This window comes from Veillonella parvula (genome assembly GCF_032472435.1).
In the GTDB taxonomy this organism is placed as follows: Bacteria; Bacillota; Negativicutes; order Veillonellales; family Veillonellaceae; genus Veillonella; species Veillonella parvula_N.
Window position 1 is genome coordinate 437321 of the sequence record NZ_JAWEGM010000001.1, and the last position, 26237, is coordinate 463557.

Here is a 26237-nt window from a genome sequence, read left to right on the forward strand (position 1 = left end):
AGTATACGTTCTAAAAATATTAAAACTTTGAAAATCAAAAATTTAGAGTTAGAACATAGTTGGATTATTAACTACCGTAGCTGATAGTATAGATAAAATTATGCTATATACCAGTATCAATAATACTTCAGTTACTTCCACAACAAATCCATATGTATCACCAGTAGTGCCACCTAACGCTTTTACAATATAGCGGTTTAATAATCGGTTAATAATATACGTAATAATCATGCTAACAATATTGATTTGGAAAATACCTATAGTAGCATATACTAACACACCTAATCCTACCAAATATCCTACATCAGGTGCTGATAAAATTGCATAAGCACCATATAAAAGTGTATATAATACTAAACCGATTAATAGTAATAGAATAGGCATAAAGAACGTAGATATGGTGTTATAAGTAATAACATGTTTAGGTGCTAAATTAGCAAATGCTGCCCCCATCCCCTGTTCTCTAGCATATGGATAGGATCGAATACTAAAAACCATAGACCAACGGCTCATTAAAGGCATCATAATGAGTGCCATAGGTATAAATTCAGCCGATGGAATCGAAGCTAATAATTGCCATTTCAAAAGTGTAACAAATACAAAAGCAACAACTCCAAAGGAGCCTATACGACTATCTTTCATGATTTCTAGTTTACGTTCTCTTTCACGGCCGGAAAACAAACCATCGCTTGTATCCATCAAACCATCAGCATGAAGGCCACCAGTTATTAAAAACTCAGCCACAACGATAATTAACATCAATGGCATAATCGGAATAAATGGCGATAATACGCCATATAATATAGCTAATATGAGACCAATAATAAGGCCCACATAAGGAAAGGCTACAACAGATTTACCAAAGTCCTCTACAGACCATTCAGTTTGATTTACAATTTTTAAACGCGTTAAAAATTGTAGTGCTATAAAAAAAGGTGTCATTATACATTCATCCCATAGGTAATGACTGTACTAATGATAACCATTAGTATAGTCGTAACATACATCATATAAATTGTTCGAGTAATATGGTTACGGTTTAGCTTTTCAATAGGATCCCCCATATATTCACGGAAGGTCATTTTTTTGAAATACTGATTGTAACCACCTAAACGGATATGTAAGGCCCCTGCCACAGGTGCTTCTGCATACCCCCCATTAGGACTAGGATGTTTTTTTGCATCACGTAAACCGATTTCTATTGCCTTTTTAGCATCAAAGCGTAAAAAGAATGCAGAAATTACAAATAATACAAAGGTAATTCGGGCAGGAATCCAATTTAATATGTCATCAAAGCGTGCAGCTACGCGACCAAAGTACAAGTACTTTTGATTCTTATAGCCTAACATAGAATCCATAGTATTAGCAGTTCTATAAAGAATAGCCCCCATAGGGCCACCGATAATAAAAAAGAAAAAAGGTGCAATAATACCATCTACCGTATTTTCCGCAATCGTTTCTACTGTAGCCCGAGTGATTTCGCTTTCATCTAAGTCTTCCGTATCTCGTCCCACAATCCATGATAAACGTTTGCGAGCATCTACAATATTACCTTGTTTTATTAACTGACTAATGGTAAAACCTGCGCCAGCCAATGAACGTGGAGAAATGGCAATGTAGAGGATCACTACTTCGAAAGCATAGTATACCCATTCGTCTACTACTCCACCTAGCCATAACAATAAAGATACTATGATATATACCGATATAAGAATTAAACCTACTGCAATACCACCGTACCACAATTTCTTCGTATCATTATCAGTGTCTTTATAAAGAACGGCTTCAAAAAAAGATATTATACGTCCAATAATGGCCACTGGATGATATTTACTATTGGGATCTCCAATAATTAAATCCAATAAAAATGCTAAAACTGGTATGCACACAAAGTTATACTTTGAAAACCAGTGAAAAATTGCTAAATGTTCCATATATCTCCTCTACTATCCCAAGGTAGACATAATATAATCCATATCTAGATGTTCCTCCACAATATCAGCTAAGCGATTATATGCCGCATTTTTATGGTCAAAATAATGGAATACTACATCTAATGGTTGTAATCCCTTGCGTTCACGTAATTGATTGATAATAAAACGTCTAAACTCGTCATTATCAAATACACCGTGAATATATGTACCCATTACTTGATGATTACCATCAATAAAACCATCAATAACATTGACAGCCTCTTCACTGCGACTTGTAATTGTAAAGCAACGAGACACCGAATCTGCTAGTGGCGTAGTATCCCCCATATGAATTTCATAGCCTACTAATTTTTCACCCCTGAAAGTACCATTTAAAAACTGTAAATTAGATACATTGAATTGTACTTGATGGGTAGTTTTTTGAGCCTTCATAGTCGTGGAGGATTCAACAAGGCCAAGTCCTTCAATTTCCTCGATATCACCTTCCATATGATGCGGATCATAAATAGTTTTACCTAACATTTGGTTACCGCCACAAACACCGATAATAGGTGTACCTTGAGCAGCCAATTTTTTGATTTCATCAGCAAAGCCTGTATCACGTAAATATGTTAAGTCAGCCAATGTATTTTTAGAACCAGGTAATATAATTAAATCTGGCGTACCGATAACATCTCCAGGGCCTACAAAACGGACAGATACATCTGGCTCATAATTAAGTGCATCAAAGTCTGTAAAATTAGAGATTTTAGGTGTTTGCATAACTACGACCTGAATATCTTTAGTACCACTATTGCGTTTGTTCTCTAATGCAACAGAATCTTCTTCATCAATATCGAGGTTCTCAATGGCAGGAATAACACCTACCACTTTTTTACCTGTTTTTTCTTCAATAAATGTAAGAGCTGGTTCTAATAGTTTGATATCACCACGGAATTTATTGATAACGATACCTTTAATAAGATCGCGTTCTTCTGGTTCTAATAATTCTAAGGTACCAACAATGGACGCAATAGCACCACCTCGGTCAATATCTGCAATGAGAAAAACTGGAGCTTGAGTCATCTTGGCAATACGCATATTTACAATATCATTTGCTTTTAAGTTAACTTCTGCAGGACTACCGGCACCTTCGATAACCATCATATCAAAATTTGAGTCTAAGAAATCAATAGATTCTTTAACCTTATCTAAAGCGGTTAGTGAATATTTTGTATGATATTCTTTGGCACTATATACGCCAACAGGTTTCCCCATCAATACAACTTGAGACGATTGATTTCCTGTAGGTTTTAATAACACAGGATTCATTTGAACAATTGGATCAATACCAGCGGCTTCGGCTTGAGCGACTTGAGCACGGCCAATTTCATCGCCCCATTTTGTCACATAAGAATTGAGGGCCATATTTTGTGCTTTAAAAGGAACGGTCTTAAAACCTTTTCTATAAAAAATACGGCATAATGCAGTACAAAGAATACTTTTACCTACATTAGAACTCGTTCCTTGAAACATGATTTTCTTAGCCATTTATATGAACCTCCTGTGATTTCAATTCAATGGTAACACCACTAATTGTTAAATAGAGTTTATCTGCAACAGAAGCTACTGCTCGATTCACACGACCAGCAATATCTCTAAAATATCTAGCCAGTTTATTATCCGGCACAATACCTAACCCAATTTCATTGGTCACAAATATAACTGTTTTACCTTCACATGATTGTATCGAGTCTAATAAAGTGTCTAATTCTGAAAGTATTGTCTGTTCTAATCTATTAGCATCTTCTTGACCACGAATGGAGCCATAAGCCATCATGTGATTGGTAGTGAACATGGTTAAACAATCTATAAGAATTACATCTGCTGATTGACTGATATTTTCCCATTCATCAGCTAAATGTAAAGGTACTTCAAAATTATTCCATATTTTTCCTCGTCGCTCTTGATGTTTTTTGATGCGATCCACCATTTCCTCATCAAAAGCTTGGCCCGTAGCTACATAAGCTTTTGGCCCCTTTGTAGCCAATGCTAAACGTTCAGCAAATTCACTTTTTCCACTGCGTGCCCCACCGGAACACAATATAATTTGTGATTTCATAATGCACCTATACAAGAATTTATAATTTCAGTATCATTATAAGTATAACAAAGGAGCGATACTATGGAAATTATGAATATGAAACTAAAAATGATGGCTACGCTATGGGATAATACATATCGTGTTGCCATCGATGACGGACAAGGTAAATATATTGGTACTGCACGAGTAGTAGTGAATGTTCCTCTACCACCAGAAGCTTTACCTGAAAATGCACCGCAAGTTGAAGCACAACTATTAGTATTAGTTGAAGACTTTGATTTCGGCGCTGATAAAATTATAAACTTTGAAACAACATTAGCCAATTTATTAAGAGAAAAATTCCGTTATGAAATTCCTCATATCTTCTTTTACTATCCTAGCCCTCAAGATGTTTTAAACCAAACAATTTCACAATAGGTCTATAACGAGCAAAAAGCTATGTAAAATACATAGCTTTTTTTGTTTATTCAGCTCCAAGTTCTTCCTCTACACGACACAAGATAAAGCAAAGGTCGGATAGACGATTTAAGTATTTTAAATTAGATTCGTGAACACTTTCACCAGCGTCTAATACTCGCCATAAAGCGCGTTCCGCACGTCGAGTAATCGTTCTAGCTACATGTAAATAAGCAGAAGATTGTTTTTCACCGGGAATGACAAAACTAGATAAAGGTTCTAACTTTGCATCAAAGCGATCAATAACTTTTTCTAAATGCTTTACATATTGCTCAGTAATTACCGGAGCAGTATTTAAACTTGCAATATCAGCCATTAATGTCCATAAGTTTCGCTCAATATCGTATAATTCAGCAGCAACACGTGGATTTTCAGCATAAGCGCGAGCCAATCCTAAAAAAGCTTGTAATTCATCGATTGTACCATAAGCTTCTACGCGTAAAGATGATTTCTGTACACGTTCTCCCGTGTATAAACCAGTTGTACCAGCATCACCTGTTTTTGTATAAACACTACTTGCCATATGATTACCTCCTATAGATATACATGGATGTAGAAATAAAAGCTAAATGATCCCAACCTTGAGATTATTTGTATTCAGGGAACCAAAGATGAATTTCACGAGCAGCAGCTTCTGGAGAATCAGAAGCATGTACTACGTTAGCATCCATTGTTAGGGCATAGTCACCACGAATACTACCAGGGGCAGCATCTACAGGATTTGTTGCTCCGTTTAAAGCACGTACGGATACAATTGCGTTCTCACCAGCTAACACAAAAGCAAGAACTGGGCCTGATGTAATAAAATCAACTAATTCACCAAAGAATGGCTTTTCCTTATGTTCTGCATAGTGTTCTTCCGCTAATTCACGAGGTACTTGTAAGAGTTTTAATGCTTTAATAACAAGGCCTTTACGTTCATAACGGCTAAGGATTTCACCACTTAATTGACGTTTAACTGCATCTGGTTTAATTAAAACTAATGTTTCTTGCATGATACCCTCCAGTAGATACTAATTATAATATTACCTTTTCTTTATACTTTGGATTCATAGCTTGTTTCTTTAACTTTTGAATACGTTCTTCCGTGCGAGGATGTGTACTAAAAAGATTGCTCAAGCTTTCACCAATTCCCATCATAGGGTTAATAATAAACATATGGGCTGTAGCATTACTTGCATTAGGCAATGCACCATGTTTAGAGTAGTAGTCAATTTTTGCAAGTGCAGAAGCCAGTGCTAATGGGTTGCGACACATATCTCCGCCTCCCTCATCAGCTAAAAACTCACGAGTACGGGAAATACTCATCTGAATAAGACCAGCTGCGATAGGTGCAATAATGATCGTACCAAGAAGCGCCAAAGGGTTAGTGCCTTCTCGATCATCGGAGCGCCCAAATATGGCAGTGAATTGAAGTATATTGGCTATCATAGAAATAGCACCAGCCATCATAGCTGCAATTGTACTAATCAATGTATCTCGATTCTTAACATGTGTTAATTCATGTGCAAGCACACCTTCTAATTCTTCATCAGTTAATAGACGTTGGATACCTTCTGTAACAGCAACTGCTGCATGACTAGGATTTCTACCTGTTGCAAATGCATTCGGTACTTCACTGGGAATGATATAAACCTTTGGCATTGGTAAATTACCATTTTTAGTCAATTTCTCTACCATTGCATATAGTTTTGGATTAGACTGTGCAGTAACAGGTTGAGCATTGTATTGGGCTAAAACGATTTTATCGCTGTACCAATAAGACATAAAATTCATACCCATGGATATGACAAACATCATAATCATACCGCTTCTGCCGCCAATCATATCACCAATAACCACTAAAATGGCCGTTAGCGTAGCTAACAAAAGTGTTGTTTTTATATTGTTCATAGTTTCCTCCAATTATTGTTATGGACTATGCCTAACACTATAATTATACCATAAACTATATAATTAACGCTCCAGTTGTATCAGCTTCTAAGCAATATATTTTATTTTCAATCTCATTTGCTGTGAATACAGCCCCCATAGCCTTTGCTACCTCTTGTACATGAGCTTTATCAACATATGCAATTAGAGTAGAACCCGATCCACTGATAGTAGCACCGTAAGCTCCAGCAACTTTTGCGGCTTCAAAAACTTCATCACAATGAGGAATCAATGTCTTACGATAAGGTACATGCAAGTTGTCATCTAAGGCAACAGATAAATTACTTAATTGATGCGTAATTAAGCTTGTTACAAATAATGAAGCATGACTTACATTTTGTACAGCTTCTTTGAATGGAATATGATTTGGTAGCACAGAACGAGCATACTCAGTAGATACCATGACTTCTGGTACTACAACAGCAAAATGTAGCTCCGGAGGAATAGAAATGACCGTGTTTAGTACCTTATTTTTTAAACCTGTAGCACAACATAAATTTCCGTAAATAGCTGGCGCTACATTATCTGGATGACCTTCCATACGATTTGCTATAACTAGTAACTCTTCTTTTAAAAGTGGATGCTTTACTAATGCGTTCGCCAGTAAAAGTCCCCCTACTATAGCCGTACTACTACTACCTAGTCCACGAGAGGGAGGAATCAAGGTTTCAGAAGTTATATGACCATATCGAATTGGTTCTTGAGCAGTAGCAAAAACTTGATCCATAGCGAAACCAATTAGATTCTTTTTAGGATCTTCAGCGCGTAAAATATCCGCACCAAAACCTTCAAAAGTATATGTATATTCTGTAGCATTTTCATCTGGTGTAAAGCTGAATATATTATAAAGATTTAGTGCTAATCCTAAGCAATCAAAACCTGGACCACAGTTTGCACTAGTGGCAGGTACTTGTACACGAACAGTATTCATAATTAAGCTTCCATAATACGAATAACACTATTAACAGCCTTAACGGAGCGCAAGCTATTAAAAGAGTCTATAAGATTTAAAATATAAGATCTTGGGCATTTAGATGTAACAATAGCAAGAACTGCAGTTTCTGGATTCATATTTCGTTGAACGATGGATAAAACAGAAATTTTTTGTTCTGCTAATTTTGCAGAGATTTTTGCTAGAACACCTGTTTTATTATCCACTGCTAAGCGCAAGTAGTAGCTAGATTGGATTTTACCTGGAGAATAAATATCTTTTTGATCATAATAGAACGGTTTCAAACGCCCTGTTTCATTATAAGAGACATTCTTTGCCACTTCCATTATGTCAGATACTACAGAACTACCTGTCGGTAAGCTACCTGCACCACGACCATATAGCATGACATCATCGATACCATTGCCCTTAACATAAATTGCATTGTAGGATCCTCGAACAGATGCTAATGGGTGTGTCGTAGGAATAAATGCAGGATATACATTTAGAGATAATCCTTGAGCAGTTTCTTTAGCAATACCTAATAATTTAATATTGTAACCAAACTCTTTTCCAAATTTTATATCTTCAGTATCAATACAAGTAATACCTTCTACAGTTACATCTTCAAAGAAAATACGACGGTTAAAGCTAATAGATGCAAGGATTGCCAATTTACGAGCTGCATCAAGTCCTTCTACATCAGCTGTAGGATCTGCCTCTGCATATCCTAAATCTTGTGCTTCTTTCAATACATCTTGGTAGCTTAAACCTTCTTCAGACATTTTAGTCAAAATAAAGTTTGTAGTACCATTCATAATACCAATGATTTCAGTAATACGATTACCGGCTAACGATTCATATAATGTGCGGATTATAGGAATACCACCTAGAACAGATGCTTCAAAACGTAGATCTACCCCATTTTTACTCGCTAAGTCTAATAAGTATGGACCAGCTTCTGCTAGTAAATCTTTATTTGCAGTTACCACATTCTTCTTAGCTTTTAAGGCTCCTTCTACGCAATCTTTTGCAAAGTTTGTACCACCCATCAATTCCACTACCATTTGGATGGAATCGTCTTTTAACACTTCATCAATATCAGTTACATATTTAGCTGTTTCTGGTAATGTAATATGACTATATTTTTCTGGATTTCGTACATAAATTTTTGAAATTTCAACATTGACACCTGTACGATTTTTAATTAATTCAGCATTGTCTTGCAATAAGTTAAAAGTACCTTGTGCAACAGTACCAAAACCTAATAAAGCAATTTTTATAGTGGTCATAATCGTCCTACTCTCTTAATTAGCCTATGCTTGGCCTAAAATCTCTACCTTGATAATACCCTTCATAGAGCGAATATCTAGCAATAAATCTTCTAATGAACCTTGTAAATCCTTGGTTTCAAAAGAAATACTACTATTCGCAATGCCTTGTAATGGAATATCTTGATTAATCGTTAAAATACTACCGTTACGTTCAGCAATGGCTTTCAAAACGCTTGATAACATACCAGATTCATTTGACATAGAAACATAAATACTAACAATTTTCCCTTGAGCAATTTCAAAAAATGGAAAAACATAATCCTTGTATTTATAATACGCAGATCGACTTAAATCCATTTTTTCAACTGCTTCGTTAATTGTTTTAACCTCACCTAGTTTTAGAATTTCTTTTACTTTTATCGTCTTTTTTATAGCCTCTGGTAAAATATCTTCTTGAACCAGATAAAATTTATCTTTTTTTGGTTTAGACATAGAGCACACTCCCTTATTGTTCTCTTGAAGTTTCTTGGGCAACGAATTGTCGTCCATATAATGTTAATACTGCATACATACCGATGAAGAATGGCATATATTCAGCCACAACACGCCATCCTACAGCGATGATGCCCACTGTTCCATTAGGTACAAAGGCACTAAATAATACTACAAATAGACCTTCTGCAATGCCTGTTCCCCCTGGGGTTGGTGCAAAATACAAAATAAGATTTAATAAAATCATGCGATCTAAAATATCGATAATAGAAATATCTGGTGTGAAAGCATACATTAAAGCGGGTGCAATACAATATAAGCATAATAAACTCAAACCAGATTCAATAAAAACTATTAAAGATTGGACAGGTTGTTTATAAAGTAAACCAAGACCTTGATTTAATGTTTCTAATTTAGAAAGCCAATCTTTAGTGTTATGTGCTTTAAATCGTTGTGCTAGATTATAGACAAATTGACGCATATATTTAGTCTGTAATATATAAGTTCCCACTAAGGCCGCTATAACAGCAAGCACGGCAAAAATCAAAAGCATATCACGAGAGATATATGGAATTTCAATAGCATCTCGTAAGAATACTAATGGCAGCATAATGACCAAAAACATAATGGAAAATACGGTACGTATTAATACAATCGGTGTACCTTTAGATATAGGTACGCCATAACTTCTCAACACCAGTACTTGCGCGACAGCCCCCCCGCTAGCTCCAGGTGTCAACATAGCCATAAAATAATTACTAAAAATAACTCGTAGCACTGCTCGTATCGATAACTTGTAACCACCAATTTTTACGAGCCTTTGAAGTCGTAATCCATCAAAATACATACCTGATACTAAAGCAACTACAGCTAATAATAAGGAAATACTATTAAAAGATGATATGGCTTTCAATGCATCTAAATCAATAGTATAGTAAATGATACCAATTGATACAGCCAACAACAAGAGAAACATAAAGATGCCTCTCTTCATCATTTTACTCATACCAAGTCTCCATAATTAATGAGCTCTATATCATGTTGACTTATATATAATCGCGTATGACTGGAACAGAGTGCTTGCAACTCATCTTCCCAATGATAACCCCAATTATAAAGCTTACTAAGAATACTACTATTACTACCTGGGTGAACCATCAATTCATGGGTACCAGAATGTTTATTTACCGCTTTTAGGATACCCATTAGAGATTTCTGATTTATATGGCCTCCATTTACCATGCCCCAAAAATATTGGGTTGTAGTCATACAATTATTTCGTATGATTGGTCGCGCATTAGCCGCAACCGTTGATAAACCAACTTTACCAAGAAATCGAATTGGGGAATACATATAATTCATAAAACCAGTAGACTCATCGGGTATACGTATAGCATGTATACCAAAGGATTTTGCCTGTTCAATCACAATTGGCAATACCGTTGGTAGAACATGCATATGTTGATGTCCATCAATATGAGTTACCCTTAAGCCGGTATCCATTATTTGAGCTATTTGTCCATGAATCTCTTTACGTAATTCACTATAATTGATTTTGCCAGAGTAAATACGTTTAATAAATTCTACATAGTTCTCTGGAAATACACCTTCTGGTGTGAGAAGTGATGAAACTTCTGATGGATCACATACTGGTTTCACCCCACCTACCAAGGTAATATGAATACCAATGCCCAACTTAGGGTTCTGTTTTGCCATACTTACGGCTTCTGTAAAAGCTTCTCCTCCTGCCATTAAAGAGGTACTGGTAATAATACCCCTACGATGACCATCAATAATACCAGCATTAACTGCACTATGAAGGCCAAAATCGTCTGCATTTACAATTAATTTGGACATAGTTATCTTCCTTTTCATGAAAAAAAGGGAGAACTTTGTTCTCCCACAAAGGATATATGTTATTGTACCAAATACACAACTAAAAAATCAATACAAAAGCCCTCTACTTGTATACTAGTAGAGGACTTTTTATAAGGTCATAAATTTTTATCATATATACTAAGGCATCAATTGTTCTTGTACTTTATACATACATAATGCAGCAGCTACGCTTACATTTAAGGATTCCATATCACCATACATAGGAATCATAATACGATTTGTACATAGATTCATAACCTCTGGTGTTACGCCATTCCCTTCGTTTCCTAATACTAGCATAGTTCGCTTAGCATAACGTACAGTATGATAAGGATTGGAATGTTCTAAAGCAGTTACATAGGTAGTCATATTAGACTCAGTTACCATATCATGTAACAGAGATAAGGTAATATCCTCATATAAAGGTATTTTATGTAAGGCGCTCATAGTACTGCGCACTGTCTTGTCATTAAAAGGATCCACAGTTCCTTTCATCAAAAATATACCTTTTACACCTGCTGCAACTGCTGTACGAATTATGGTACCTAGATTGCCAGGATCTTGAACTCCATCTAATGTAATATATAAACCATCATCAATGTGAATGCTTTCCATATCGTATTTTGGTTTTGATACAATAGCAACTACACCTTGTCCATTTACGGTATTATCCACCTTATCAAATATTGGATCTTGTGCAATAAATTTAGGTACAAATTGAACAGTATCTAAGTCTAATAAATCTAATACATGTTTATCTTGCGCTTTAGATTCACGTATAACAATTGTTTTTACTGCCCCCATAGCTGCAATATCTCGAATAGATCGAATACCTTCAACAATGTACTCTCCATATTTTTGGCGATTTTTACGCTGCCCTAAAGAGATAATTCGCTTAATGGTCTTATTATCTTTAGATTGGATATATTCCATACTAACTCCCACTGTGTTGATTATTCCAGAGATTATAAAAGGCCCCTTTTAAGTTGATAAGTTCATCAAAAGATCCTATTTCTATTATTTTACCATATTCCATATACACTATTTTATTGGCATCTTTAACTGTTGAAAGGCGATGAGCAATACTTACGATTGTTTTACTACCTCGAATATTTTCAATACTTGCTTGAATTTGCTTCTCCGTATGACTATCAATGTTAGCCGTTGCTTCATCTAACAATAGAATAGGTGTTTTTTTAATCAAGGTACGGCCAAAAGCCAATAATTGCTTTTGCCCATCAGATAATAAGGAGCCTAAATAACCAACCGGTGTGTCATACCCTTCCGGAAGGTGTTCAATCATAGAATGCAAGTTAACTTGTTTTGCTGCATTGACCATATCCTCATTAGAAATTGATGTATCAAAAAGTGTTAAATTATCTCTAATGGAACCCTTAAATAGATAAGCTTGCTGAAAAACATATCCCATTAAATGACGAAGTACAGAACTATCATATTGGGCAATATTTATACCGTTAATATAGATAGCCCCTCTTGTTGGTTTATAGATTCCCATCAACAATGATAAAAGTGTTGATTTACCACTACCAGAAGGCCCTACAATACCTATGAATTCTCCAGCTTTAATAGTGAATGTAAAGTCCTCTAGCGCATAAACGTCGTTATTTTCATAGGAAAACCATACATGCTCGAATTCAATGGTCTCTATATATTTAAATTCATCAGGAACTTCATTAGCCATCTGACGCTCTTCTTCCTCTAATAAGGGAACTAATCTTTCAGCACCAGCTAATGCGCTTTGTAGAGAGTTATATTTATCTGCAATTTCCTTTAATGGTTGGAAGAATCGGTCCATATATTGTATAAAGGCAAATACTGTACCAGCATCAGCTACGGAGTCTATTAAATTCGTAGTTGTAAAAATAACAATTAACGCAACAAAGAATAGACCATCTACGAGCGGTCTAAAAATAGAAAATGTGGTAACCTCAAAAAGACCTGCTTCTAAGAAACCTTTATTAACAGTATTATAACGTTCCTCAATTGCTCTTTCGCCACCATAGGATTTTACGATTACAATATAATTTAACAGTTCCTTGATGCTTGCATTAGAAGCAGCTACAGAACGTCTTACCTGACGGAATGCTTTGCGAGAAAACTTTTGAAACACCCAAATAATTCCACCCATTATAGGTAGTAAAATTGTCATGATTATTGCTAAAGGTACATTAATGGCATACATAAATCCTAATATACCAATAATCATTAAACCGCTACTTGCCAAATTCAGAATTACATCTGTATATAATGTACGTAATGACTCTACATCATTAGTAATGCGAGTTACCCAATTCCCAATTGGCAACTTATAGAACTCATCATGTGGTTTATTAAGAATCTTTTGGAATATAATACTACGAATATTATAGATAATTTTTTGACCAAAACTTTTTAAAAAGTAATTCTCTACAAAGATAAATAATACACTACCAATGATAGTAAAGCCATACATTAAAGCATAGTATTCAATAACAGCGATATCATTAGTGGCAAATCCAAGATCGATAACTTGCTTAGTTAAATATGGGCGTAAAAGTAATAGTACTAAATTTCCTGCGAGCGCAACCGTTGCTAAAAATAGAATACCTAAATAAGGCTTAATGTAGCCAGTTATATAGGAGAATAGAGCCCAGTCATTTCTTAGATCACGCTTCTTCATGATGGCCCCCTCCATTCTGCGCTTCATATAAGGTACGGTATAAACCATTGTTAGCTAATAATTCCTCATGAGTACCTTCTTCTACGATACGCCCCTCATCAAATACTAGTATTTTATCTGCTTTCTCTACAACCTCTAATCGTTGTGAAATACATAGAATCGTCTGATCTTTTACATTATGTAATGAATTTAATATGGTTGTAACTGTTACTGCATCTAAAGCGGAAAAACAATCATCTAGTAATACATATGGCGCATTTTTATAAAAGCCGCGAGCCATATTGATTCGCTGCTTCTGTCCACCTGATAAATCATGACCTTCTTCAGCAAGCTCATGTAAATCATCGTTTAACAAATCGCCTAAATCTCTATATAAATCTGCCTTTTGTGCTGCCACCTCTACAGTTTCATGCATGGATAAAGCTTTACCAAATTTAATATTATCAGCAATGGTCGTACTTAATAGGTAAGATTGTGTCGGCACATAAGCAATTGAGTTTCTAAGCTTTGATAAAGAAACAGTAGCTAAATCTTGACTGCCAAAATAAATAGATTTTTCCGGACACTCTTGTAATCCGATAAGCAATTTAAACAATGTACTTTTGCCAGAACCGGGTTTACCAACTAAACCGATAAAAGAACCTTTTGGTATTGTCGTTGTCAACTGAGATAATGCATGCCCTTTAGAGTTTTCATAAGTAAAATCTAAGTATCGAATATGAATATCCTCAAGCGGCAATACTTCATCTGTATCATCTATTGTTTCTGTAGGCAAATGTAAAAAATCCATAATACGATCTAAAGAAGCAAGACCTTTTTGTACAATAGAAATAAGGCCACCAAAGCCTATTAAAGGTCCCACAATTAACATTATGAATGAATTAATAGTAACAAATTCGCCTATAGTCATTTTGCCTTCTACAGCTAAATGTCCACAAATAAAAATACTAATACTGATACAAATAAAGGGTGCAATTCTTGTCAACGGTGTTAATATTGCATCTAGTAGTGCAACATCCATATTCTTCTTATAATTAAGTTTATTTATTTTTTCAAAAGAATTAGAGATAATGCTTTCACGATTAAAAGCGCGAATAACATCCATCCCTTGAAATAACTCTTGTCCAAACTCTGTTAAATCGCTATAAGTAGCTTGTGCACTACGTTGTTTAATACGTAGCTTTCTGCCTAGTACAAATATAGCCACAATAATTAAGAATACAGGTGTCATAATTTTAAAAGCTAATACAGTATTAATCTTTTGAATTAAAATTATGGAGCCCACAATGGAATAGAAAATAATATCCACTATAATCATTACACCTAGACCAAGGGCAACACGTAGCGATGTTACATCGTTAGTCATGAGCGCCATAACCTTACCAGGTCCATTAGCCTCATAGTACGTTGTTTTTACTTGTAATGCTTTACTACACAAAATCTCACGAAAAAGATACTCCATGCGACGAATAGAGCCTAATAGGGTTCTGCGTGAGATAACTTTTAAAATAGTGATAATAATAAATAATAAAATGAAATAAAAAATATAAGTGACTAACCCTTCCTTATTATTGCTCAATGTATCTATAGCATTACCAATAAATTGAGGAACAAATAAAAAAGAAACGTCAATTGCCATCAACATAGTTAAGCCAATGGCATAGATCCAGCCTTCACGCCGGAAAAACTGCATAAATAAATCTATTGGTTTCATAGGTCCTCTCTAACATATCCTATTAAGTCTAATCAAAATCATTGCCTATATAATTACTAGTATCATTATATTGTAAATGAATTTAAATCAATACTGTAAAAGCTAAATCAACAAATTTTATTACGTTAACTTTTCTCTTTATAGTATACACATTTTTTATGATACATTAATACACCTATACGTATAACAGTTAGATTAAATATTTTATTACAGTATTACAGTAGCAGTTCTATTTCATCAATATTAATATTAGTTAAATGGCCTCTTTAAATTTTTACAGTAATCAATCGTAAACATCTTTTTAATTAATACTATATCGAATTTTTTAGTTTACTTATGGCAATGTAAATGTTATACTATGCATATAAAGAAATTATATTTTACATAATTAGAATTAAAACTCTTAGGAGGAATACAACATGGAAAAACGTACTGGCGTAGTAACATTTGCAGGTGGCCCTATCACATTAGTTGGCCCAGAAATTAAAGTAGGTCAACAAGCTCCAGACTTCACTGTATTGAGCAATGACTTGCAAGCTAAAACTTTAAAAGACTTCGAAGGTAAAGTAAAAGTTATCTCCGTTGTTCCTTCCCTTGATACAGGTGTTTGTGATGCTCAAACTCGTTGGTTCAACCAAGATGCAACAGCACTTTCCGAAGATGTAGTCGTATTGACAATTTCTATGGACTTACCATTCGCTCAAAAACGTTGGTGTGGTGCTGCAGGCGTAGATAAAGTTGTTACTTTGTCTGACCACAAAGATGCTTCCTTCGGTGAAAACTATGGTTTCTTGATTGAAGAGCTTCGTCTTTTAACTCGTGGCGTTGTAGTAATCAACAAAGATAACAAAGTAACTTATGTTGAATATGTACCTGAAGTAACTCAAGCAGTTAACTTCGATGCTGCATTAGAAGCTATTAAAGCTGATATCTAATCTTAAGATTTTTGCTAATAGCTTAATATAAAGGTAAAAAGACCGTACGGTGTACGGTCTTTTTATATGTCCTATAGTAATTTATTATTTTAATTGGAGTATGTATGTGGATTCGTATTTCTCAGCTTATATTAACCATTAAAAATATTGCACTTATTGGTGTTGGCATTGGTTTATGCATTGCTTTAATCAATAGTCTAGTAAATTTTGGTTTTATTGCATGGGCCAATATTCAAGGCTATAGTACTTATTCTTTATTGATTGAAGAGATAATTACCTTCTTTCTTTACTTTGAATTTATTGCACTCATAATTAAGTACTTTAAGAATAATTTCCATTTTCCTCTCGATTTCTTCTTATATATTGGTATTACCGCCATTGTTCGTTTACTAATTATCGATCATGAATCAGCTTTAAATATGTTATTATGGTCTATTTCCATTTTAGTTCTAGTTTGTTGCCTAGTACTAGTAGAAAAATTTCTTAATAACAAATCCTAATAGCATAAAAGAGACTCTACATATTAGTAGAGTCTCTTTTATTTTAAAACTTTTACGTTTTAACACTATCAACTAGCATCTTAGAAGATATTTTTAGCGTAGTTAGCGTATTTAGCTTCTAATTCTTCCATTTTATCATTCATTTCGATTTGTAATTGGGATGCTAAATCATATTCACCATCATTAAGTGCATCAATTAAACGAGTGAATAAGGATTTACGATCATCACTATCTTTCGCAAGGTAGAAACGTAAGTCATTAACTTCTGCAAAGCGTTTATCATCCACACTATTTCGGCTATCAGTATGAATTGCAACCATGCTACGAACTGTATCCAAATTATTTGGAATTAAGCGATTAGCCAATACTAGTTTCCAACGTTTAAGAATGGAGGCAATAAAAGAGTCCATTAAATCTTTAGCAAATGCATTGCCTTGAGCCAATGTTTCTACTAATTCAGGATTATTTTGGTAACCCTTTATGTTTTCCCATACAGTAGCTGGAGCAACACCAAACATTTGATTACGTTCTTCTTGTGTGAAATCATCAAACACATCTTTTTCAGTACGGTATGCACGATTTGTAGCAAGATAATCAGATGTTTCACCTACTTCTTTGGAAAGCTCTGCTTCCAATTGAGCTTGTGTTTTACCAGATGTAATGGCATATTTCATACCATCAAATGCAGAGATAAAGATCAATGCTAAAGCAGTATATGTATTAGTGTAAGGATTTGGAGAACGCAATTCATAACGTGTCGCCATAGGATTATCGATATCTCGAATTAAACCGCAAAGGATTGTACGGTTACGGCTAGGTTCAGATGGATCAGTACCTAAAGATGTAACAATACATACTGGCGCTTCAAACCCAGGTTTTAAACGGTTTAAAGAATCTGTTGTAGAGCTGATGAATGGATTAATGGCTTCATAGTGTTTTAAAAGTCCCATAATTGCACCAATGCCTAAAGAGCTAGCAGATTCTTTACGCATATCTTCTGGGCTAAATAAGTTAACAACTTTACCAGATTTTAATTTAGCCATAACACCAAAATGAGTATGTTCACCAGAACCAGCTACACCAATTATTGGTTTTGCATTAAATGTTACATCAAGACCATTTTCACGGAATACTTCACGAACAATGATACGAGCTTGTAATTCATTATCTGCTGTTTGTAATGGATTATTTGAGAATTTCCAGTCGATTTCTAATTGTTCTAATACAACTGCTTCATGACCATCTTCATCAAGTTTAGCTTTAACGCCACCTACTTCTTTATGACCCATTTCAGCAACCATACCATATCTATCAAGACGTTCAACAGCTTGTTCTAATGCAGTGCGAACTGTACCATGAGTACGTTGCCAGTATTGTTCTTGTAATTTTTGGGATACGGATAATTCTTTTTTGGTAACTGTTCTAGATGGAGTTTTTACCCAGAATTCTAGTTCTGTTGCAGATGTGAAAATGATATCTACAACTTCATCAGCTTTCACATGCGGCATACCAGGTAAACCATGTTCTTTAATCAAAGCCAATAATTCAGCACGTACATAGTCGCAGCTGCGTTTTAAAATAGAACGAGAATCTACATAGCGATAGTTATGCATCAAGAATGCAGGAATACGAAGTGTACCAGTTGGTAATCCTGTAACAGGATCAATATTTTCGTAGTTGTAATCAACAAACCAGTTTACACTTGGATCGCCCCACATATCTACACGAGCATTATTTAATGTAGCAATATTTGTAAGTACTACAGAGGAACCATCTGTTTGAACAGCACGACCTTCAAAGAAAGATTCGTAGTCATCGAAGAATGCTGACATAGGAATCTTTTCATCAGTATCATTACCTGCTAAGTCAATACCTACAAGAGATACGAACTTGATTTCAGGATGTTGTTCTAATAATGCAAGAACGCCTTCTTTCCCATATTGACCCGCCGGAATGTAATATAATAATTCGTTAGTTGTCGACATATTTGTTCCTCCTAAAAGAAAAAGACTCCAACAAATAAATATATAAATCTATATATCTAAAGTGGAGTCTTCGTTGACCAATTATTTTATTGAGTTCATATTATCATATGTTGAAAATATATGTCAATAACTTTCTATAGAATTTCATTATGCTCTTAAAGTTACATCTAACACACCTATTACTATAAACTATAAATCAATTAGTATATATAAAATAGTCGTTGATATCTATTTATATTATCCAAGTAATTCTTTAACAATGTTATTAACAATCTTACCATCTGCACGCCCTTTTGTTTTTGGCATTACATGTTTCATAACATTACCCATATTTACGTTATCACCACATGCAGCAATGGCTTCTTGTACAATTATACGAATTTCATCTTCTTTCAATTGCTCTGGTAAATATTTTTGTAATACAGCCATTTCTTCTTTTACATGACTAATTAAGTCCTCACGGCCTGCTTTTTCAAATTCTGTTAAGGAATCTTGACGAGTTTTCATTTCCTTAGCTAAAATGCCAAGAATGCCAGCATCATCTAACTCAATTTTGTCATTGATTTCTGTATTTTTTATGGCACTATTGACCATACGAATTACAGATAACGCTGTTTTACCTTCTTCACGAGCTTTCATAGCTGCTTTCATATCTTCCTTTAATTGATCTTTTAAACTCATATTTCCTCCTTATGTATATAATAAAGAAACCCTAATTCTGGATTTCATAAAGCCATGAAAAGGCAGAATTAGGGTAATCATCTTATGCTCTGAATTTGCGTTTTCTTGCTGCTTCAGATTTTTTCTTTCTTTTTACGCTTGGTTTTTCATAGTGTTCGCGTTTTCTTACTTCAGACAAAACACCCGCTTTTTGGCAGGAGCGTTTAAATCGACGAAGAGCACTTTCAAGCGTTTCGTTTTTACCGACTTTGATTTCAGACATCTATATCCCTCCCTCCAAAAATAATCTCGGGAAGTGCTGATAATTTACATACGCACATATAATATTATATGTATAGGTATAGATGTTGTCAATATTTTCAAGTATATTTTATAGGTTTTTTAATGAGTATTATAAAAAGAATACATAATACTCAAAATTAGGCTTCTGGCCAGCCCATTTCTTCTCCACCTAAAAGGTGTGCATGCATATGGAATACAGTTTGACCGGCTTTTCCGCCAGTATTAAAGATCAAGCGATAACCATCTTTAGAGATACCAAGCTCTTTTGCTACATCACGAACAAATGGCAGTAACCCTTCAACATAATCTGCATTCTTTTCATTAAGATGTGCAATATTAGACACGTGATTTTTAGGTACGATTAATACATGAACTTTTTTTACAGGTTGAATATCATGAAAAGCATAGAATTTATCATTTTCTAACACTTTTTTAGACGGAATTTCACCATTGATAATTTTGCAAAAAATGCAGTCACTCATAATCTAACTCCTTACTCAATAATTAAATAATTATCTTCTAAACCTACAACAGTTCCACCAACGAGATCACCAATTTTACGTGTCCCATCTGACTTAACTTTACCATTTATATATTCATTTGTTAAGCCCATGTAGTATCCATTCTCTTCCTTTTCGATGAGAATCTCACCATGCTTACCAATGCGTGATTTTGCGTATCGTTCATAACCAGATTGGCTAAGACCATTTAAAAGTGCTACACGAGTTTTCTTAACAGCTTCTGGTACTTGATCCGCCATGGTGGCTGCAGGTGTACCCTCACGAATGGAGTATGGGAAAGCATGAATGTGCGAAAATCCAATTTCACGTACTGTATTCAATGTTTCTTCGAAGTCTTCATCAGTTTCTTGAGGGAAACCAGCAATAATATCAGTTGTAATTGATAAATCTTTAATACGAGAACGTAAACTTGTAATTAAATCTTTATATTCTTGTAATGTATAATGGCGTTTCATCAACTTTAATACATGGTCAGAACCTGCTTGTAACGGTAAATGTAAATGTGGACAAACACGTTTATTCGTAGCCATTAATTCTACTAACTCATCAGAAACCTCTACGGATTCAATGGATCCGAAACGAATGCGGTATAAATTAGGAATCTCTAATAAAGCTTTTACCACATCAGCTAATGTTGGACGACCTGGTAATTCGACACCGTAATTACCCAAATGTATACCAGTTAATACGATTTCATGGAATCCATGATCTACTAAACGTTTTGCCTCTTGTACAATATCATCAACTTTACGAGATTTTAACTTTCCTCGAGTATAAGGAATGATACAAAAGGCGCAATAGTTATTACAACCTTCTTGAATTTTCATGAACGCACGAGCTTTGTCAGATTCATTACCATATAACGGCATTTCCTCGAAGTTAGATTCCTTCATGATATCCCGAACAGCATTAATTTGTCGTTCTGTAGATTCTAATTGCTCTACTAATTCAACAATTTTAGAACGATTATTGGTACCAATAACGAGATTAACACCATCTATAGCGGCAATCGCATCTGGATCAAGCTGAGCATAACAACCAGTTACAATAACATAGGCATCTTCATTTTGACGTTTCGCCTTGCGGATTAATTGACGGGATTTCTTTTCCCCCATATTCGTTACAGAACAGGTATTAATTACATATATATCAGCTTTTTCATCGAAGTCTACCGCTTCGTAATTATTTTGTAAAAATAAACCTTTCATGGCCTCTGTATCATATTGGTTTACGCGACACCCTAAGGTTGTAAAAGCAACGGTTTTCATTACACCTCTCTATTCGTATTTTATTTATAATTCTAATTCATATTGAATCATCGCTAACGATCCAATAGCAGCAGTTTCAGCCCGTAAAATTGTATTTCCCAGCGATACTGATTTTCCACCATATTTTATAATAGCATTGATTTCCTTCTCTTGATAGCCCCCTTCAGGACCTATACAAATTAAAACATCAGTTACAGACTTATCGGAATGTAAAGTTTTAAGTACATCTTTGATAGTCTGCCCTGCTTCATTTTCATAGGCTACCAATTTCAACGCATCAGATTCAATGTCTAATGCTTGTAAAAGCGTCTCTCCTACTACGAGTGTAGGCAAGTGATTTCGTCCACATTGTTGAGCTGCTTCTAGCATTATTTTTTCCCAACGATTTACTTTTGATTGAAGCTTTTTTTCATCATATTTAGCTACGCAGTTAACTGTGGGCACAAGATAAATTGTATCCACATTTAACTCCGTCGCCTTTTGTAACACCCATTCTAGCTTTTCACCTTTTAATAATGATTGAACAAGAATAGTACGATACGATGCTAGATTTGCATCTACATATTCAATCAGTTTTGCTTGCGCTTTACCATCTACTTCTGCTGTAATTTGATATATACCACAACGGTTATCGCTGCCGGTTACAGTTATAGGCTTCTCCATATTATGGCGAAATACATGTAGTACATGATGGGTCACATCTTTTGGTAATTCTATTATTTCATCTAATGGTGTAGGAATAAATATTTTTTTCATCGTTTTTCTAGCGCAAACGTATGCCAAGGCCCTTCAACGCGCTCCTCAATAATATGCCAATGAGCCTCAATATATGGCATGATTTCATCATAACGATCATCAATAATGCCACTAATAATCAAAATGCCCCTATCATCCAGTTTCTTACCAATTTGAGGTAATAGTATTTTAAGGGGATCCACTGTTAGATTAGCTAAAATTAATTGGGCAGTACCATTGAAATCACTATCCAAATTACCACAAATGATTTCAGCAGATACATGATTATTCTCACAGTTAATTCTAGCTTGATTTGCAGCATACTCTTCTATATCTATACCAACTAAATTTTTAATACCTAAATGGGCTGCTACTAATAAAAGAATACCTGTGCCAGTACCAATATCCAAACAAGTAACTGTATCAAGATCCATAGATTTACTATAGGATTTTAATAGCTCTGCACAAGTCCGTGTCGTCTCATGAGACCCGGTACCAAAGGAAATATCTGAATCAATTTCAATAATAATTTTATTATCTACATTATTGTATTCCTGCCATGCTGGTTTAATGATTAAGTTAGGTAAAATTTCTGTAGGTTCAATATACTGTTGCCAAGAGTTTAACCAAGTTGACTCATCAAGAATATCTGTATCTATTGATATAACCTTGATATTGGCCTCAGTAAGCCGTTTTACTAAATCCGCCTTAATCATATTCATATCGAGTGATATATCAGCATACATAGTTAATTTTATTAAATTAGGCTGATTTTCAACATCTTCTTCTATAATTCCATTGTCTGCATAATCGTCAAAAAGAGTAGTCACCTCATCGGTGGCTACTCTTTCACAGACAATGGATACTTCTATCCATTGCATATATGCTCCTTTATAGGGAATGTGATGGAACAAACCATTCCTTCACATGAGCTGTTCATTTAGTCAAACAGTCCTTGATTTTTTCAAAGAGACTTTTGCTCACTTGTAAGTTATTTACATCTTCATTACTTTCATTTGCAAAGCGTAACAATAGCTCACGTTGAGTGTCTGTCAACTTCTTAGGCGTTTGGACGGTTACCACAATGTGTTGGTCACCCCTTTGGTTAGGGTTACGCAAATATGGTATACCTTTGCCCTTTACGCGGAATGCCGTTCCCGTTTGAGTACCTTCCGGAATCTTTAACTCTACTTTACCATCTAAAGTGTTAACTTGTATAGTCGCACCAAGAGCAGCTTGAGCAAAGCTAATATTTACACGGCTAATAACGTCATTACCATTTCGTTCAAATTCCTTGTGAGGACGAACAAAGATATATACATAGAGATCCCCTTTAGGACCGCCTAAAATACCAGGTTCCCCTTCATTGGCTACACGTAAACGAGATCCGCTATCTACACCAGCTGGAATTTTAATGGAAATCTTCCGTTTAGCCAACATTTCGCCAGTACCACGGCATTTAGAGCAAGGTTTTTCAATGCTTTTACCCGTACCATGACAGCGGGAACAAGTGCGAACGGACTGCATACGTCCAAATGGAGTATTTTGAATAACCGCTTCTTGACCAGAACCATGACAGTTTGGACAAGTATCGACACGAGAGCCTGGTTCACCACCAGTACCATGACAGTGATCACATTCTTCATGACGATGCACTTCAATTTCCATAGATTTACCAAAGGCTGCATCTTCAAAGGAAATATCGATATCTTCACGCAAGTCATTACCTTTTTGAGGGCCTTGTTGTTGGCGTCCACCACCAAACATGCCACCAAAAATGTCGCCAAAGATATCACCAAAGCCTCCAGCTTGACCACCGAAACCGCCAAAGCCGCCTTGGAAACCACCGGCACCAGCGCCGCCTCCTTGTTTGAAGGCGTCGTGGCCGAATTGGTCATATTGAGCTTTTTTAGTTTCATCAGACAAGACTTCATAAGCTTCGTTAGCTTCTTTAAACTTTGCTTCCGCTTCCTTTGGATTATCTTTATTTACATCTGGGTGGTATTGGCGTGCCTTTTTACGGAAGGCTTTTTTGATTTCATCTTGAGAGGCATTTTTACTAACCCCTAGGATGTCATAATAATCTCGTGCCATTCGTTACCAACCCTTCTTATTTCTTGTCATCATCCACTACTGTGTAATCAGCATCAACAACATTGTCATCAGCTTTTGTTTGTTGTTGACCTTGTTCAGCACCGCCAGCTGCTTGTTGAGCTTGTTGAGCTGCTGCATACATTTGTTCTGCTAATTTATGTAATGGTTGTTCCAAAGCTTCACTATCTTTTTTGATATCTTCGATATTGCCAGCTTCGATAGATTTTTTCAATTTATCTTTCGCTTCTTCTACTTCTTTCATCAAAGAAGCGTCGCCTTTACCTTCAAGGTCTTTCAATGCTTTCTCAGCTTGATATACTAGGGAGTCCGCATTATTTTTAATATCTAATTCTTCTTTTCTAGCTTTATCTTCCGCTGCATGAGCTTCAGCTTCTTTAACCATGCGATCAATTTCTTCTTCTTTCAAGCCGCTAGAAGAAGTAATAGTAATCTTTTGTTCCTTTTGAGTACCTAAATCTTTAGCTTTTACATGTACGATACCATTAGCATCGATGTCAAATGTTACTTCGATTTGAGGAACCCCACGAGGAGCAGCTGGGATACCATCCAAGTTGAAACGACCCAATGTTTTATTATCTGCTGCGAACTCACGTTCACCTTGCAATACATGAATATCTACAGATGGTTGATTATCTGCTGCAGTGGAGAATACTTGAGATTTAGATGTAGGAATTGTAGTATTACGATCAATAATACGTGTGAATACACCGCCCATTGTTTCGATACCAAGAGACAATGGAGTTACGTCAAGTAACAATACGTCTTTTACTTCACCTACTAATACGCCACCTTGAATAGCAGCACCGATAGCTACACATTCATCAGGGTTAACGTTTTTTGTTGGTTCCTTACCCAATACTTTTTTAATAGCTTCTTGTACAGCTGGGATACGACTAGAACCACCAACTAACAATACTTTATCGATATCGGATGCAGATAAACCAGCATCACTCATAGCTTTACGAGTAGGTTCTATAGTAGCTTGTACCAAATCAGCAGTTAATTCTTCAAATTTAGCACGAGTCAATGTTACATCCAAATGTTTAGGACCAGTAGCATCAGCTGTGATAAATGGCAAGTTGATATTTGTGCTAGCTACGCCAGACAATTCAATTTTTGCTTTTTCAGCAGCTTCTTTTAAACGTTGATCAGCTAATTTATCATTGGATAAATCGATACCAGTTTCTTTTTTGAACTCTTCAATAAGGTAGTTCATAATGCGTTGGTCGAAGTCATCCCCACCAAGGTGGTTATTACCAGATGTTGCTAATACTTCAAATACACCGTCACCAAGTTCAAGGATAGATACGTCGAATGTACCACCACCAAGGTCAAATACAAGAACTTTACCATCTTCATCTTTATCTACACCATATGCAAGAGCAGCTGCTGTAGGTTCGTTGATGATACGAAGTACTTCAAGACCTGCAATGGCACCTGCGTCTTTTGTAGCTTGACGTTGAGCATCTGTAAAGTATGCAGGAACTGTAATAACAGCTTGTTTTACAGGTTCGCCCAAGTAAGCTTCTGCATCAGCTTTGATTTTTTGAAGAATCATTGCAGAAATTTCTTGAGGAGTATAAGATTTACCTTCTACAGTTACTTTGTAGTCTGTACCCATGTGACGTTTAATAGAAATGATTGTATTTTTTGGGTTAGATACAGCTTGACGTTTAGCCAATTGACCAACTAAACGTTCTCCATTTTTTGCAAACCCAACAACGGAAGGAGTTGTACGTGCACCTTCTTGATTTGTAATAACCGTAGGTTCGCCGCCTTCCATAACAGCAACACAAGAGTTTGTTGTCCCTAAATCAATACCAATTACCTTTGCCATAATA

At 35.4% G+C, this 26237-nt stretch carries 27 protein-coding genes; 3 read left to right on the forward strand and 24 right to left on the reverse strand.

The window, feature by feature from the left end; genetic code table 11:
* Positions 1-48 precede the first annotated feature (48 nt).
* Genes cobS through cobU form a run of 4 tightly spaced genes read right to left on the reverse strand, consistent with a single transcriptional unit; the run spans position 49 to position 4035 of the window.
* Positions 49-942, reverse strand: coding sequence for an adenosylcobinamide-GDP ribazoletransferase (gene cobS / locus E7A03_RS01995; RefSeq protein ID WP_004695787.1), 894 nt, complete (start codon positions 940-942; stop codon positions 49-51).
* Entirely contained in the window at positions 942-1934 is a 993-nt protein-coding gene (gene cbiB / locus E7A03_RS02000) for an adenosylcobinamide-phosphate synthase CbiB (protein ID WP_004695785.1), read from the reverse strand. Before cbiB ends, cobS begins: the two co-directional genes overlap by 1 nt.
* Before the next feature lie 12 nt (positions 1935-1946).
* On the reverse strand, positions 1947-3464 hold the full coding sequence (locus E7A03_RS02005) for a cobyric acid synthase (RefSeq protein ID WP_004695784.1): 1518 nt from the start codon (positions 3462-3464) through the stop codon (positions 1947-1949).
* Positions 3457-4035, reverse strand: coding sequence for a bifunctional adenosylcobinamide kinase/adenosylcobinamide-phosphate guanylyltransferase (cobU, locus tag E7A03_RS02010; RefSeq protein WP_004695782.1), 579 nt, complete (start codon positions 4033-4035; stop codon positions 3457-3459). Before cobU ends, E7A03_RS02005 begins: the two co-directional genes overlap by 8 nt.
* A 63-nt stretch (positions 4036-4098) precedes the next feature.
* Between cobU and E7A03_RS02015 the strand changes: the two genes are divergently transcribed.
* The gene (locus tag E7A03_RS02015) at positions 4099-4434 is read left to right on the forward strand and encodes a hypothetical protein (RefSeq protein WP_004695781.1); all 336 of its coding nucleotides are present in this window, start codon (positions 4099-4101) and stop codon (positions 4432-4434) included.
* A 46-nt stretch (positions 4435-4480) separates the two neighbouring features.
* On the opposite strand, the gene E7A03_RS02020 is transcribed toward E7A03_RS02015, so the two are convergent.
* The 11 genes from E7A03_RS02020 to E7A03_RS02070 all read right to left on the reverse strand — a co-directional run bounded on the left by E7A03_RS02020 (position 4481) and on the right by E7A03_RS02070 (position 15374).
* The gene (locus E7A03_RS02020) at positions 4481-4996 is read right to left on the reverse strand and encodes a cob(I)yrinic acid a,c-diamide adenosyltransferase (protein WP_004695779.1); all 516 of its coding nucleotides are present in this window, start codon (positions 4994-4996) and stop codon (positions 4481-4483) included.
* 64 nt (positions 4997-5060) lie between these two features.
* On the reverse strand, positions 5061-5468 hold the full coding sequence (gene ndk, locus E7A03_RS02025) for a nucleoside-diphosphate kinase (RefSeq protein WP_004695778.1): 408 nt from the start codon (positions 5466-5468) through the stop codon (positions 5061-5063).
* Positions 5469-5490: 22 nt separating this feature from the next.
* Positions 5491-6366, reverse strand: a complete 876-nt coding sequence (gene htpX / locus E7A03_RS02030) for a zinc metalloprotease HtpX (protein WP_004695776.1) — start codon at positions 6364-6366, stop codon at positions 5491-5493.
* 55 nt (positions 6367-6421) lie between these two features.
* Entirely contained in the window at positions 6422-7336 is a 915-nt protein-coding gene (gene thrB, locus E7A03_RS02035) for a homoserine kinase (RefSeq protein ID WP_221740994.1), read from the reverse strand.
* A 2-nt stretch (positions 7337-7338) separates the two neighbouring features.
* The gene (locus tag E7A03_RS02040) at positions 7339-8628 is read right to left on the reverse strand and encodes a homoserine dehydrogenase (protein ID WP_316059631.1); all 1290 of its coding nucleotides are present in this window, start codon (positions 8626-8628) and stop codon (positions 7339-7341) included.
* A gap of 24 nt (positions 8629-8652) precedes the next feature.
* Complete coding sequence (locus tag E7A03_RS02045) at positions 8653-9102, reverse strand: ACT domain-containing protein (protein WP_004695770.1); 450 nt, start codon at positions 9100-9102, stop codon at positions 8653-8655.
* A gap of 13 nt (positions 9103-9115) precedes the next feature.
* Positions 9116-10108, reverse strand: a complete 993-nt coding sequence (locus E7A03_RS02050; protein ID WP_195394793.1) for a lysylphosphatidylglycerol synthase transmembrane domain-containing protein — start codon at positions 10106-10108, stop codon at positions 9116-9118.
* On the reverse strand, positions 10105-10959 hold the full coding sequence (locus tag E7A03_RS02055; protein WP_004695765.1) for a ChbG/HpnK family deacetylase: 855 nt from the start codon (positions 10957-10959) through the stop codon (positions 10105-10107). Before E7A03_RS02055 ends, E7A03_RS02050 begins: the two co-directional genes overlap by 4 nt.
* A gap of 159 nt (positions 10960-11118) precedes the next feature.
* Positions 11119-11913 (reverse strand): TrmH family RNA methyltransferase, encoded by a 795-nt coding sequence (locus E7A03_RS02060; protein WP_024061681.1) that lies wholly within the window; start codon positions 11911-11913, stop codon positions 11119-11121.
* A 1-nt stretch (position 11914) separates the two neighbouring features.
* Positions 11915-13660: an ABC transporter ATP-binding protein gene (locus E7A03_RS02065; RefSeq protein WP_270278747.1), complete on the reverse strand. Its 1746-nt coding sequence runs from the start codon at positions 13658-13660 to the stop codon at positions 11915-11917.
* On the reverse strand, positions 13647-15374 hold the full coding sequence (locus E7A03_RS02070) for an ABC transporter ATP-binding protein (RefSeq protein ID WP_287507399.1): 1728 nt from the start codon (positions 15372-15374) through the stop codon (positions 13647-13649). Before E7A03_RS02070 ends, E7A03_RS02065 begins: the two co-directional genes overlap by 14 nt.
* Positions 15375-15793: 419 nt before the next feature.
* Between E7A03_RS02070 and tpx the strand changes: the two genes are divergently transcribed.
* Positions 15794-16309 (forward strand): thiol peroxidase, encoded by a 516-nt coding sequence (gene tpx, locus E7A03_RS02075; RefSeq protein WP_004695758.1) that lies wholly within the window; start codon positions 15794-15796, stop codon positions 16307-16309.
* Between the two features lie 104 nt (positions 16310-16413).
* Positions 16414-16809 (forward strand): phosphate-starvation-inducible protein PsiE, encoded by a 396-nt coding sequence (locus tag E7A03_RS02080; protein WP_077708394.1) that lies wholly within the window; start codon positions 16414-16416, stop codon positions 16807-16809.
* Between the two features lie 80 nt (positions 16810-16889).
* On the opposite strand, the gene E7A03_RS02085 is transcribed toward E7A03_RS02080, so the two are convergent.
* From E7A03_RS02085 to dnaK, 9 genes are all read right to left on the reverse strand, one after another.
* Entirely contained in the window at positions 16890-18794 is a 1905-nt protein-coding gene (locus E7A03_RS02085) for a type I glutamate--ammonia ligase (protein ID WP_004695754.1), read from the reverse strand.
* A 237-nt stretch (positions 18795-19031) separates the two neighbouring features.
* Entirely contained in the window at positions 19032-19475 is a 444-nt protein-coding gene (locus E7A03_RS02090; RefSeq protein WP_287507401.1) for a GatB/YqeY domain-containing protein, read from the reverse strand.
* Between the two features lie 82 nt (positions 19476-19557).
* Entirely contained in the window at positions 19558-19737 is a 180-nt protein-coding gene (rpsU, locus tag E7A03_RS02095; protein ID WP_004695751.1) for a 30S ribosomal protein S21, read from the reverse strand.
* A 157-nt stretch (positions 19738-19894) separates the two neighbouring features.
* A complete protein-coding gene (locus E7A03_RS02100) occupies positions 19895-20239 on the reverse strand; it encodes a histidine triad nucleotide-binding protein (RefSeq protein ID WP_012864334.1) in 345 nt (114 codons plus the stop codon).
* An 11-nt stretch (positions 20240-20250) separates the two neighbouring features.
* Entirely contained in the window at positions 20251-21546 is a 1296-nt protein-coding gene (mtaB, locus tag E7A03_RS02105) for a tRNA (N(6)-L-threonylcarbamoyladenosine(37)-C(2))-methylthiotransferase MtaB (protein ID WP_316073618.1), read from the reverse strand.
* A 24-nt stretch (positions 21547-21570) separates the two neighbouring features.
* Positions 21571-22302 carry an RsmE family RNA methyltransferase gene (locus E7A03_RS02110; RefSeq protein ID WP_287508898.1) on the reverse strand — a complete coding sequence of 244 codons (732 nt, stop codon included), beginning with the start codon at positions 22300-22302 and terminating at the stop codon, positions 21571-21573.
* Entirely contained in the window at positions 22299-23162 is an 864-nt protein-coding gene (locus tag E7A03_RS02115; RefSeq protein ID WP_287508900.1) for a 50S ribosomal protein L11 methyltransferase, read from the reverse strand. The genes E7A03_RS02110 and E7A03_RS02115 overlap by 4 nt, the downstream gene beginning before the upstream one ends.
* A 55-nt stretch (positions 23163-23217) precedes the next feature.
* The gene (gene dnaJ, locus E7A03_RS02120) at positions 23218-24375 is read right to left on the reverse strand and encodes a molecular chaperone DnaJ (protein ID WP_004695739.1); all 1158 of its coding nucleotides are present in this window, start codon (positions 24373-24375) and stop codon (positions 23218-23220) included.
* A 16-nt stretch (positions 24376-24391) separates the two neighbouring features.
* A complete protein-coding gene (dnaK, locus tag E7A03_RS02125; protein WP_316073619.1) occupies positions 24392-26233 on the reverse strand; it encodes a molecular chaperone DnaK in 1842 nt (613 codons plus the stop codon).
* Positions 26234-26237: the final 4 nt, after the last annotated feature.